The sequence below is a fragment of the Proteiniphilum sp. X52 genome, from assembly GCF_003712195.1.
In the GTDB taxonomy this organism is placed as follows: Bacteria; Bacteroidota; Bacteroidia; order Bacteroidales; family Dysgonomonadaceae; genus Proteiniphilum.
In genome coordinates, this window is sequence record NZ_RDSD01000003.1 from 18,521 (window position 1) to 31,530 (window position 13,010).

At 47.2% G+C, this 13,010-nt stretch carries 11 protein-coding genes; 8 read left to right on the top strand and 3 right to left on the bottom strand.

The genetic code is table 11. The features are described from left to right. Positions 1–125 precede the first annotated feature (125 nt). On the bottom strand, positions 126–824 hold the full coding sequence (locus D7D25_RS03745; protein WP_148038842.1) for a hypothetical protein: 699 nt from the start codon (positions 822–824) through the stop codon (positions 126–128). A 236-nt stretch (positions 825–1,060) separates the two neighbouring features. Here D7D25_RS03745 and D7D25_RS03750 point away from each other — a divergent pair, with 236 nt between their 5' ends. The 8 genes from D7D25_RS03750 (at position 1,061) to D7D25_RS03785 (ending at position 11,244) form a co-directional block, all read left to right on the top strand. After that, positions 1,061–2,467, top strand: a complete 1,407-nt coding sequence (locus tag D7D25_RS03750; RefSeq protein WP_122967822.1) for a transglycosylase SLT domain-containing protein — start codon at positions 1,061–1,063, stop codon at positions 2,465–2,467. A gap of 76 nt (positions 2,468–2,543) precedes the next feature. Beyond that, positions 2,544–3,674: a GNAT family N-acetyltransferase gene (locus D7D25_RS03755; protein WP_122967634.1), complete on the top strand. Its 1,131-nt coding sequence runs from the start codon at positions 2,544–2,546 to the stop codon at positions 3,672–3,674. A gap of 87 nt (positions 3,675–3,761) precedes the next feature. Continuing rightward, complete coding sequence (locus tag D7D25_RS03760) at positions 3,762–5,630, top strand: DNA topoisomerase IV subunit B (RefSeq protein ID WP_122967635.1); 1,869 nt, start codon at positions 3,762–3,764, stop codon at positions 5,628–5,630. A gap of 45 nt (positions 5,631–5,675) precedes the next feature. Beyond that, the gene (gene coaD / locus D7D25_RS03765) at positions 5,676–6,176 is read left to right on the top strand and encodes a pantetheine-phosphate adenylyltransferase (RefSeq protein WP_185140209.1); all 501 of its coding nucleotides are present in this window, start codon (positions 5,676–5,678) and stop codon (positions 6,174–6,176) included. Between the two features lie 2 nt (positions 6,177–6,178). Next, a complete protein-coding gene (locus D7D25_RS03770) occupies positions 6,179–7,801 on the top strand; it encodes a S41 family peptidase (RefSeq protein WP_122967636.1) in 1,623 nt (540 codons plus the stop codon). A 3-nt stretch (positions 7,802–7,804) separates the two neighbouring features. Further along, a complete protein-coding gene (locus tag D7D25_RS03775) occupies positions 7,805–8,677 on the top strand; it encodes a polyphosphate kinase 2 family protein (RefSeq protein ID WP_122967637.1) in 873 nt (290 codons plus the stop codon). A 431-nt stretch (positions 8,678–9,108) separates the two neighbouring features. After that, a complete protein-coding gene (locus D7D25_RS03780; protein WP_122967638.1) occupies positions 9,109–10,371 on the top strand; it encodes a putative DNA modification/repair radical SAM protein in 1,263 nt (420 codons plus the stop codon). 105 nt (positions 10,372–10,476) lie between these two features. Then, positions 10,477–11,244, top strand: a complete 768-nt coding sequence (locus tag D7D25_RS03785) for a TIGR03915 family putative DNA repair protein (RefSeq protein WP_122967639.1) — start codon at positions 10,477–10,479, stop codon at positions 11,242–11,244. Positions 11,245–11,343: 99 nt separating this feature from the next. Here the strand turns inward: D7D25_RS03785 and mscL are convergent, their stop codons facing one another. Together mscL and ctlX are read right to left on the bottom strand one after the other, a co-directional pair. Then, positions 11,344–11,760 (bottom strand): large-conductance mechanosensitive channel protein MscL, encoded by a 417-nt coding sequence (gene mscL, locus D7D25_RS03790; protein ID WP_122967640.1) that lies wholly within the window; start codon positions 11,758–11,760, stop codon positions 11,344–11,346. A gap of 155 nt (positions 11,761–11,915) precedes the next feature. Beyond that, complete coding sequence (gene ctlX, locus D7D25_RS03795; protein ID WP_122967641.1) at positions 11,916–12,818, bottom strand: citrulline utilization hydrolase CtlX; 903 nt, start codon at positions 12,816–12,818, stop codon at positions 11,916–11,918. Positions 12,819–13,010 lie beyond the last annotated feature (192 nt).

A 13,010-nucleotide genomic window follows, 5' to 3' on the forward strand; every position in this document is an offset into this window, starting at 1 on the left:
CGGCAGGCGGCTTGCCGGAATGGGAAAATGTTTGTGCCGCCTTTCTTCATGTAGGCAGGAGCGTCCTTGGATTCCGAAGATCCAAAAGGCAATCCTGCCATGAATGACATGAATGAAAGGAGGCTTCATTCCTTTTTGAAAAGAAAATTCATTGAACTTTGGGCCATTGAATCCAGATTAGTTATATTTTCATCTTTCACCCATTGATTTGTTTCCGCAAGCGATTTTTCTAAAATATCGTAATAATATTTTGAAAGGCCTTTGTCAATAAAATCTTTGGCAGTAGCAGAGCTGTAAAACTGATTGTTTTTAATAGCGACTTTCTCTAAGACCAGATTGAACAGTTTGTCTCTTTTCACGAGTTCATTTTGAGTAAGCAGGCTATCTGGTTTCTCGATAAACTCTCTCAACTCTTGCAATGTGCTCGCGTACGTTTCATCGCGCGAGCTCCTCTCTTGATTTCCACATGAAAAACCGAACAGGAAAATCAAAACTATTGAGTAACACACTTTCCTCATATCCATAACGGTTTGATTAATTAGGTGATTGACAATACTGCGTTGTTTGGCAAAATAAATTGTGGGGATGACTGCCAACAACAGGACAAAACCTCCTACTGTCAGCATTAAACGGTTCCGGGCTTCGGCTTTCAGCGCTTTGTTCTCGGATTCCGCCAGGTTGTACCGGATTTCGAGTTCACGGATTCGGGTATCGAGCCCATTCTCCACCGATTGGTCGTAGGGACCTTCATCCCGTTCCCGGCTACAGGAAACGGAAAATAAAAGGCACAAGCATAGTAGGATGCGGTTTATTGTCCCGTTCATACAATCAATAGGCAACAATTGTGAATTCATTGCAAAAATAGCGGATAGCTGTAAGAGCACCAAAGGAATACCCGATTATTTTTCTATCTTTTCATAACATGGGTGCGCCTCGGATAAGCTCAAACAAGTTTGGCTTTTCTCCCGGATTTCACTATATTTGTCCCGTTTTTTACTTGAAAAAAGTATGCGACGAACATAAGGATTGTTCGCTGAAGTTACATGATACGCTGTTGAAAATGAATAGTTCAAATCGAAGGAACAGAGTGCTGTTGTTTTCACTGCTTCTCGCCGGCCTGTGCCTGTCATGCGGAAAATGGAACAGGCAGGAGGGGGCGTATGACTTTCCTCATATTTTGCAGTCGGATACGTTACGCGTGCTTACCCTGAACACCTCCACTTCCTATTTCATCTATCGGGATCAACCTATGGGATACCATTACGATATGATCCGTGATTTCTGCAAATATCACGGGTTAGTCCCGGAGATCATCGTCGCCGGAAATACAGGTGCTATGTTGCAAATGCTACACAATAAGGAGGCCGATCTGATTGCCTACGGCATGCCCTTCACCAATGCCTTGAAAGACTCGGTGCTTTATTGCGGGCTCCAGCAGATTTCGCATCAGGTGCTGGTGCAACGCGCGGGACGGGGGGATACCTTGCTGACCGATGTGACCGGATTGATCGGTAAGCAGGTGACGGTGATCGATAAGTCGAAATACCTGGAGAGGATGAATAACCTTAATGACGAACTGGGAGGAGGTATTCTGATCGACAGGGTAGACAGTGACACGATTGTTGTGGAAGATCTGATCCGGATGGTTTCCCGGGGAGAGGTCGCCTATACAGTGGCTGACGATGACCTGGCCCTGCTCAATCACACCTATTTCGGAAACCTGAATGTGGATCTTCCGGTCAGCTTCGACCAGCGTTCTTCGTGGGTGGTGAGAAAAGATACCCCCCTGCTTGCTGATTCGCTCGACAGTTGGATCGGGAAACGGTCTTCCGGACCTGCTTTTCTGCGCATCATCAAACGCTATTTTGAAGAAACAAAAGGTTATTCCCTCTCCTCAAAACCCTCTTTCCGGGAGATTTCAGGCCATGGGGTTATTTCACCTTTTGATTCCTATTTCAAACGATATGGGAAAGAGTCGGGAATCGACTGGCGGCTGCTTGCATCGGTCTCCTATCAGGAGTCGCGATTCGAGATGGAGGGACAATCATGGGCGGGCGCCACAGGGCTGATGGGGTTAATGCCGGCTACTGCCGCTTCGTTGGGAGCGGAAGGAGAGCAGCTCTTTGATCCTGAGAAAAACATCAGCGCAGGCGCGGCATACCTGAAAAATCTGCTTCATATTTTCCGTTTTATCAATAACCCTGATGAGAGGATAAAAATGGCTTTAGCTGCCTATAACGGAGGCCTCGGCCATCTGTTCGACGCATTGGCGCTCACCGAAAAACACGGTGGCGACAAAGAGGTCTGGGAAGGGAATGTGGAACGTTATCTGCAATTGAAACGTTTAAAGCAGTATTACAGCGATCCGGTTTGCAAGAACGGTTATTTCAGGGCCGACGAAACGATCAATTATGTACGTGACGTGATAGACAGATGGCAGATATACAAGGAGAAGTTGAAAGAATGAAAATCCTGTTGATCTTTCAATAAAAAAATCACTATCTTTGCCATCGGTGTAAAAATCATATTTACGAAAGCAAAACATGTCAGTTATAATCAATAAAGTCAGGACGAAAGATGATTTGAAGAAATTCATCCGATTCGGTATCGATCTCTATGAAGGGAATGAATATTTTGTTCCTCCGTTGATCTACGATGAGAGAGCCACACTCGACCGGAGTAAAAATCCGGCATTCGATCATTGTGACGCGAACTATTTCCTGGCATACCGCGACGATGAAATCGTGGGCAGGATTGGTGTTATCATCAACCATAAAGCCAATGAGAGATGGAACGAGCGCAATGCCCGATTCGGTTTTGTGGATTTTATTGATGATAATGAAGTGGTGGATGCCCTTTTTGGTGCGGCCGAAAGCTGGGCGCGGTCACGGGGAATGGAGAAGATGCACGGGCCGCTCGGCTTCACCGACCTCGACCATGAAGGGATGCTGGTAGAGGGATTTGACCAGATGGGTACCCTCTCCGCCATATACAACTATCCCTACTACGTAGACCATATGGAGCGTATGGGATATGTAAAGGATCAGGATTGGTTGGAATTCCTCATTACCATTCCCAAGGAGATGCCGGAGCGATTCCTACGCGCCTCGGAGATCGTGAAGAAACGGTCAGGGCTCGATGTGAAGCATTTACAGAGTAAAAAGGAAGTCTATCCTTACGCGAGGGATATTTTTAAACTGATTAACCATGCCTATAAAGATCTTTACGGATATGTGGAGTTGACCGACCGTCAGATTGACTATTATGTGGATATGTATATTCCGATGCTACGCCTGGAGTTCCTCACCCTGGTAATCCGTCAGGAAGACAATAAACTGGTAGGCGTGGGCATAGGGCTTCCCAGCATAGCCAAAGCACTCCAGAAGGCAAGGGGGCGGTTTGTCCCTACCGGTTGGTATCATCTCTACAAAGCGTTGAAAGGGAAAAGTACCAATGTGCTCGACCTGTTGATGGTGGCTGTCGACCCCGAATATCAGGGCAAAGGATTGAATGCGTTGATGTTCAATGAGTTTATTCCGGCTGCCAACCGGTTGGGATTCGAATATGCTGAAAGCAATCCCGAACTGGAAGCAAACAGTAAGGTGCATTCCATGTGGAATGGCCTTGAAACGAAGCAGCATAAAAGACGGAGGGCATTTATCAAGAATTTATAGGGGCTATTTATAAGCCGAGTGGGGCGGGTAAAGTTTGCTTGAGCCATTTCATGGTGGAAAATAGTCTGATTTTAATGAAATAAAATAGTGAACGAAACGGAAAAAGACATACAAATAGCCGATAATAATTACAGGGAAGAGAATATTGTCACCTTAGAGTGGCAAGAACATATCCGCCGGCGGCCCGGAATGTATATCGGGAAGCTGGGCGACGGATCTTCGTATGACGATGGTATCTATGTCCTTCTGAAAGAGGTGTTGGACAATGCCATTGATGAATTTATGATGGGATACGGTAAGACCATCGAGGTGACCATTGAAAATGGAAGAGTGGCTGTGCGTGACCACGGGCGTGGTGTGCCACTGGGTAAAGTGAAGGATGTCTGCTCCAAAATGAATACCGGCGCCAAATATGATTCCAAGGCATTTAAAAAGTCGGTGGGATTGAATGGTGTGGGTATCAAAGCTGTGAACGCGCTCTCCTCTTCTTTCGCGATGGAATGTTTCCGGGAGGGTCAAATGAAGGCGGTGGAGTTTGTGCAAGGTGTGCTCTCGAATGACAGGGAGATTGTGTCGACCACCAATCCAAACGGAACTTATGTGAGTTTTACCCCTGACGTGGAAATATTTGGAGAGTATCATTACCGCGACGAGCATATTGAGCCGTTACTGAAGAATTATGTCTTTTTGAATATCGGCCTGACCATCGTTTTCAACGATAAAAAATTCAGCTCGAAAAACGGGTTGGAGGATTTGCTGAACGAAAACCTCACCTCCGAAGAACTTTACCCTATTATCCATCTTTTCGGTGAAGATATAGAGGTGGCTATCACCCATACCCACCAGTATGGTGAAGAGTATTATTCGTTTGTCAACGGACAGCATACTACCCAAGGAGGAACCCATCTCGCCGCTTTCCGGGAGGCGACCGCGCGGGTGATCAAAGAGTTCTACAACCGTAACTTTGAGTACTCCGATATCCGCAACGGTATGGTGGCAGCCATCAGTATCAAGGTGGAAGAGCCGGTGTTCGAGTCGCAGACAAAGACGAAACTCGGCTCCAAGGAGATGACACCCAACGGTATCTCAGTGAGCAAACATATTAACGACTTCCTCAAAAAAGAACTGGATAATTATCTCCACAAAAATGCCGATACGGTGGAGGCATTGCAGAAAAAGATCCTCGATTCGGAAAAGGAGCGTAAAGCCATAGCAGGCGTGACCAAACTGGCCCGCGAACGGGCGAAAAAGGCCAACCTGCACAATAAGAAACTGAGGGACTGCCGTATCCATTACAACGATGCCAAAGGCGATGACAGGGATAAGACTTGCATCTTCATTACCGAGGGGGACTCTGCCAGCGGATCCATCACCAAAAGCCGTGATCCGAACCTGCAGGCGGTATTCAGCCTAAGGGGAAAACCCTTGAACTGCTTCGGGTTGACAAAGAAGATCGTCTATGAGAACGAGGAATTCAATCTCCTTCAGGCAGCACTCAATATTGAGGAGAATATGGACGGCTTGCGGTATAACAGAGTGATCATTGCCACCGACGCCGATACCGACGGGATGCATATCCGCCTGCTGCTGCTTACCTTCTTCCTGCAGTTCTTCCCCGACCTGATCAAAAAGGGACATGTCTATATCCTGCAAACACCTCTCTTCAGGGTGCGTAACAAAAAGAAAACTCTTTATTGCTATACCGAGGAAGAGCGTCTCAGCGCTGTTGATGAGCTGGGGCCCAACCCCGAAATAACCCGATTCAAAGGGCTGGGTGAGATATCGCCCGACGAGTTCCGTAACTTTATCGGTGAGGATATCCGCCTCGACAGGGTGACCATGCGGAAAGAAGACCTCCTGAAAGAATTGCTCGAATTCTATATGGGCAAAAATACTCCGGAACGCCAGTCCTTTATTATTGAAAACCTGGTGGTTGAAGAAGACGAGGTGGCTTGATTTGGTGAAAATTAGTAATTCCCACATCCCATATCCCCAATAAATATGTCTCAGATGGATGTCGCTAAATATAGAATCGCGCTGTTTCCCGGCACATTCGACCCCTTCACCATAGGTCATGAGTCGCTCGTAAGAAGGGGATTGTCGCTGGTAGACGAGATTGTGATCGCGATAGGGGTTAATGAAGCGAAAAAGTCATTTTTCCCCCTGGATCAACGACTCAGCATGATCCGCGGATTATACGAAAACGAGCCGCGGGTAAGGGTGGAGAGTTACGACTGCCTCACCATAGAATTTGCGCAAAAGGTGGGGGCACAATATATTCTGCGGGGTATCAGGTCGGTAATGGATTTCGAATATGAAAAAACGATAGCCGACATGAACCGAGCCATTTCGGGAATTGAGACGTTTGTGCTATTTACCGAACCTGCTCTGACCCATGTCAGTTCCTCACATGTGAGGGAATTGCTGCGTTACGGGCACGATGTGAGTGGATTTATCCCCAAAGGAATCGAATTAAAAAAAATCAAATCCTCAAAAAAATAAAAATGCTAAAGAGAATAATACCGATTGTTTTAGGTACGCTGTTTTTAACCGGATGTGTTTATGGACAATTCAGACCGTCGCCCGAAGGTGTGAAGTTAGAAAGGACTCTCCAACTTATCCAGGGTTTGTATGTGGAAGACGTGGACGCGCAGGGACTGACCGAGGCAGCCATACGTGGTATGTTGAAAGAGTTGGATCCACATTCCACCTATCTCAACAAGGAAGAAGTAAAGGCCATGAATGAGCCCTTACAGGGAAATTTTGAGGGGATCGGCATATCGTTCAATATGCTGACCGATACGCTTTACGTGATGGAGATTATTTCCGGTGGCCCCTCGCAGAAGGTCGGTATCATGCCGGGAGATAAGATCATCTTCGTGAACGACACGCTTATTGCCGGGGTGAAGAAGAACAACCAGGATATCGTTTCCATGCTTCGCGGACCAAAAGGAACGGAGGTGAATGTGAAAGTGCTTCGGCGAGGTGTGCCGGGATTAATGCCTTTCCGGATTGTCCGGGATAGAATTCCCATCACCAGTATCGATGCTTCCTATATGGTAACCGCTGATATAGGGTATATCCGTCTGAGTCGCTTTGGTGTTTCTTCGGGTGATGAGTTCCGGCAGGCAGAGCAGAATTTGAGATCGCAGGGTATGAATCACCTCATCCTGGACCTGACCGATAATGGTGGAGGCATACTGCAGACAGCCAATGATATCGTGGATGAGTTTTTGGGGGATGGTAAACTGATTGTATATACCGAAGGAAAGAATCAGCCGCGCTATGCGATGAATGCTACCGGTGATGATCAACTGAAAGGAGGAAAGCTGGTGATACTGGTCAATGAAGCCTCGGCATCCGCGAGTGAAATTCTGGCCGGCGCCATCCAGGACTGGGACAGAGGTGTGATAGTAGGTAGAAGGACTTTCGGGAAAGGATTGGTGCAACGCCAGTTGCCGCTTCCCGACGGTACTATGATCCGTCTGACCGTGGCGAGGTATTATACTCCTACCGGCAGAAGTATCCAGAAACCGTATGAGAACGGCGACCAGGATACATACAACCGGGATTTTGTGAATCGTTACAATCATGGCGAACTGTTTCAGGCTGACAGTATCCATTTCCCTGATTCGCTTAAATACACTACATTGGTGAACAAACGCACCGTGTACGGCGGCGGAGGCATTATGCCCGATTATTTTGTGCCGATTGACACGACGAGAGGCACCATGCTGCACGCCCGATTGAACGGCATGAATGTGATTTACAAGTTGGCCATATCCGAGGTGGATAATCATCGCCGGGAGTTGCTGCAAAAATATCCGGATGCCAATAGCTTCAACGCGAATTATCAGGTAACCGAGGCAATGATCCCTAGAATAAAGAAACTTGCCGCCGAGGAGAAGATAGAATGGGATGAGGAAGAATTCGTCTCTTCCCGCCCGTTGATATTCGCGCAACTGAAAGCATTGATCGCCCGGGATCTGTATGATTCGTCGGCATTTTTTCGGATCATCAATGAACAGAACGACATCTTTATGGAAGGGTTGAGGATTATTTCCGACGATAACCGGTATCAGGGATTACTGGATGGAGTGGGGAGCAATGCGGGAAAAAACAGATAAGGTATGGAATTCGATTACAGTAAATTGCGGGTGCGGGAGGGTGCGAAAGTCAGCCTGAAGGATTTTCCTACCTGTGAAGACGGAGGACACACCAAGAAAACGGCCAAAGAGGAGATCGAGCGGAACATCCAGGAGTTGAAGACATTCCAGGAGATGTTTTATGCCGACGACCGCTATTCACTGCTGATCATCCTGCAGGCACGCGATGCTGCCGGAAAAGACGGCGTAATCCGTCATGTGATGTCGGGTATTAATCCTCAGGGCTGCCGGGTACATAGTTTTAAAACCCCTACCAAGAATGAGCTGGAACATGACTATTTTTGGCGCCACTATATTGCGTTACCCCAACGTGGGATGATAGAGATCTTCAATCGCTCGCATTATGAGAATGTGCTGGCGACGAAAGTCAACCCGCAGTGGATACTTAATGAGCGTATTCCCGGTTATGGGTCGGTGGAGAATATCGATCAACAGTTCTGGGATGCCCGATACGAAGATATTAATGCGATTGAGCAACATCTTCACCGCAATGGGATGCTTATCCTTAAATTTTTCCTGAACATATCCAAAGAAGAGCAGAAAAAGCGGTTTATCTCCCGTATTGACGAGCCGGATAAAAACTGGAAATTCAGTCCGGCCGATTTGCAGGCCCGTGAACAATGGGATGATTACGAAAAGGCGTTTGAAGAGATGCTGGAGAAGACTTCGAAGCCCTATGCGCCATGGTATGTGATCCCGGCCGACAAGAAATTCTTCGCACGTGTGGCAGTGGGTGATATCATCCTCGCGCTGTTCAGGTCACTCGACCTGCGTTACCCGCCCGCGGAATCGCCCGAAATACTGGCGAAAGCACGCGAAATTTTACTCAAGCAATAATTTTTTCATTAGTTTCTCCTTCGAGTTTGATCGAGCGTGAATCCAGCTATTCAACTCTCTATGGCTTAATTTTGTGTTTTGATGCAGGCCGGTTTAAGTGCCGGTATTAAATCATTCCACATAATTGTTATATTTAAAAAGTGAATTAATAATCTATTTACATCCATAGGACTATCACTTCGACCGATCGGTTACAAAAATAAGTAATTATTTTTATAATTTGTCTATTCTGATTGAAAATCAATAAGTTAATAACTTATTGACAGCGATGGGTTTTTTAAGAATTTAAATTCGTCAATCTGATTTCTATTTCTTTTCTTTGCAAATGGAATGATAATTAATTCCACATATGCAGGTCTCCGCAAAACATCCAAAAGTTTCCGATTTAGCTGCATCCATTCCAATAAGTGTTCTGGTAGAGTTGTGTGAAAATGAACGAAAAGACGCTCGAAAAATTACAAATCCTTGCCGATGCCGCCAAGTACGACGTATCTTGCGCATCGAGCGGCACGTCGCGTGGCAATGTGAAGGGAGGGATTGGTACGGCCACAGGGTGGGGTATTTGTCATAGCTTCACTCCTGACGGGCGTTGTATTTCACTGTTTAAGATACTGCTGACCAATCACTGCATTTATGATTGCGCCTATTGTGGTAATCGACGGAGCAACGATGTGAAACGTGCGGCTTTCACAGCCGAAGAACTGGCAGAGCTGACCATCGAATTTTACAGGAGGAATTATATAGAAGGGCTATTCCTCAGTTCCGGGGTGATGCGTAACCCCGATTATACGATGGAACGGATGGTACGGGTGGTGAAGCTATTACGTGAGGTGCATCGCTTCAACGGATATATCCATATGAAAACCATTCCTGGTGCAAGTAGCGAGTTGATCGCACAGGCAGGAGTGCTGGTCGACCGTATGAGCGTGAACCTCGAAATTCCGTCGGAACAGAACCTGAAATTGCTTGCGCCCGAAAAAGATTATCCCAGCGTATTCGCTCCCATGCGGTTTATCCAGCAGGGAATGCTGGAAAGTGCGGAAGACCGCAAAAAATTCCGTTCCGCCCCCAAGTTTGTACCGGCGGGGCAGAGTACCCAGGTAATCATCGGCGCTACGCCCGACAATGATAAACAGATACTCTCGTTAGCTTCGGCACTGTACAAACGTCCCTCTTTTAAGCGGGTTTATTATTCGGGCTATATTCCGGTAAATTCCGGAGATAGCCGCCTGCCTGTGCTGTCCAAACCTCCGCTGGTCCGTGAAAACCGATTGTACCAGGCCGACTGGCTGATGCGGTTTTACGAGTTCAAGGCCGGAGAGTTGGTGGATGACTCCCATCCCGATCTGGATCTGGATGTCGATCCCAAGATGGGATGGGCGCTGCGCCATCCCGAATTTTTCCCTGTCGATGTGAACACGGCCCCTTACGAGATGATCCTTCGCGTGCCGGGTATCGGCGTGAAGTCGGCTAAACTGATCGTCACTTCGCGGCGGTACGGCAGGTTGAATTCAGAACAGCTCAAAAAGATCGGTGTGGTGATGAAACGGGCGCAGTATTTTATCGCATGCCGTGAATTGCCTATGCAGACCGTGAATGAGCTTACGCCCCAGTATGTACGTCGTCAGGTCTCACAAAAGCAGAAGAAAGCAGCGGCAGAACTGTTGCAATATCCGATAGATTGGGGTGAATAGCAGGGAGCAAAGCATCTCCCGCAGTTTAGGTGTCTTCTTCCGGGACGGGGTTCCCGGTAGAAACAGAGGTGTGGAGGTTGGACACAGCAGAATTTGAAATATAATATGGTTGTTTTTACTTACGACAATACTTTCGACGGATTACTTTCATGTGTCTTTTTTGCGTATGAGCAGAGAAAATTTCCCGATCTTATCCTTTCTGAATCGGATCAGAAACCTCTGTTCATAGATGAGCAGTACCATGTGGATACTGAAAAAGAGAAATCGAATCGTGTATGGAAAGGATTGGGGAAAAAAATATCGAAATTCGCGCGGAATATGTTGCTGAGCGTCTGGTTATCGGAGCTGCCGGAGACAACCATGCTGCTGTTCCGGTATATCCGTAAGAATATCGATCATCCGCAGGGGATTGAAATGAATTTCGGTGACGACGATGTGCTCCGAGTAAAGGATATCGCACAGAAGGTGGGTGCCGATGCCCGGAAACTGATCCAGTTCGTCCGTTTTCAGGAGACAGCCGATGGCATCTGGTTTGCTCCTGTTTCCCCGCGTTATAATGTGCTTTCATTGATCGTGCCGCATTTTACATCGCGCTATGCCGGTCAACCCTGGATCATTTACGATACCGAGCGAAATACAGGCCTGTACTATGATATGCGTACAGTGCAGGAGATAACCTTCTCTCAAAAAGACCTTGTGGAACTAAAATCAGGCAGGCTCGACAATGAGAAACTCTCTGACGAGGAGGCCTTTTTTCAAAAAATGTGGAAAGAATATTTTCAGCGTATCACTGTCAAGGAGCGTATCAATCTTAAGCTGCAACGGCAGCACATGCCAAGACGTTACTGGAAATACCTTCCGGAGATCCAGTAATGGCGGAGTATCAGTTACCCTGTCCCGGGGCGTTGCGGATTTTCAGTCTTGGTGATTTATTGTTCCGCTTCGCTCCGGATAACACGGTATGGACTTTGGCTACTTGTTCTTTAACAAGTCACGGATTTCGGTCAGCAATGTCTCTTCCTTGGTCGGTGCGGGAGGGGGTGCGGGCACTTCCTCTTTCTTACGCTTCAGAGAATTCATCGCTTTGATTACCATGAAAATGGCCGTGCCAATGATCAAGAAGTCGACGATCGTCTGAATGAAAGCGCCGTAATTCCAGGTAACGGCAGGTGTAACCACTTCCGCACCGTCCATTACCGCCTCTCTTAAAACAAGTTTAAGGTCTACGAATTGTCCCTGGTCTGAGATCAATGCGAGTGGAGGCATAAGGATGTCGTTCACGAAAGAAGTGACGATCTTACCGAAAGCGCCGCCGATCACGATACCCACGGCCATGTCCACCACGCTGCCGCGCATTAAGAATTCTTTTAGTTCTGATCTGAATGACATAGTTTTTGATTAATTGGGTTGAAAAAATGCTGGATTATGAACTCGTTTGCAAGCCTGACATTGTCATCCGCTAACCGACGAATGACATTTGCACATGCATGACGAAATTATTCGTTTTGCAAAGTAAATAAAAAAAGTATAAAAAGCCCTGTTTTTTAATAAAAAATCTCCGCCAGCATGCACCGCGCCGATCCTCCTCCGTTTGTCTCGATGGTAGATAAGGGCGCGGACAAGATGGTGTTGTGGGTGGATATGATCGTTTCCTGCGCTGCCGTCAGGGCATTGCGGGCGGAAGCCGACATCACCATGATGGGTTGGCCGTTCCGGCTCTTTACTTCAAGCATATTTCCCGCGAACCGGGCTACCTGATCCAAGGAGATATCGACAATGATTTTTCCCGCAGAAGTCAGTCTGGAAACCACTTTCCGTCGTTCATTATCATCTTTGATCGACTCGAGACAGGCAATCGCCACTTGGTTGCCCACCGCCATCATCACGTTGGTATGGTAAATAAGGTTCCCGTTTTTGTCGCTTGCATTGAATACCACCGCGTCGTAATTCAACCGCGCGCAAAAGTCAGCCAACACTTTCTCCGAAGTGCGTGGTGAACGGCAACAATATGCAATCCGTTTGTCCCGGTCCAACACCATGCTTCCCGTACCTTCCAGGAATTCACCCTCCTTTTCCCAGTGTGTGAGATCAATCACTTTGCGGTGATTCATTTTTCGTGTCAGTAAGTCCAACACCTCCCGTTTTCTTTCCTGTCTACGGTTCTCAGCGAACATAGGGTAGAGCACCAATTCTCCGGAGATATGCGACGAAAACCAGTTATTGGGGAAAACCGAATCGGGAGTCCATGGCTCGGATGTGTCCTGTACAACCGTCACATCTACATCTTTGCCGCGGAGCTGGCTCACGAAAGCGTCAAATTCTTCATGCGCTTTAACGGCTACAGAACCGGATTCCCCAGCTTGCTGGAAGTAGTTGTTCCGTGCTGTCTCTTCGTTAAAGGCAAACCTGAAGGGACGAACCATCAGTATTTTGGATGTTGTTTGCATAAAAATTAATTTTTAGAGCGAAAGCCCAAGGTTAATTTACAAGGCTATTTGGGGATTGGGGATTTTATCCACCCACCTACCTGCCCGTTTCTCCACTTCCCGGGCTTCACCGTTTCTTTCTATCTTCTAATTTCTCAATTCTCAGTTCCAATTCTAATTTCCCAGTTCTCAGTTCTCAGTTCCCAGTTCTCA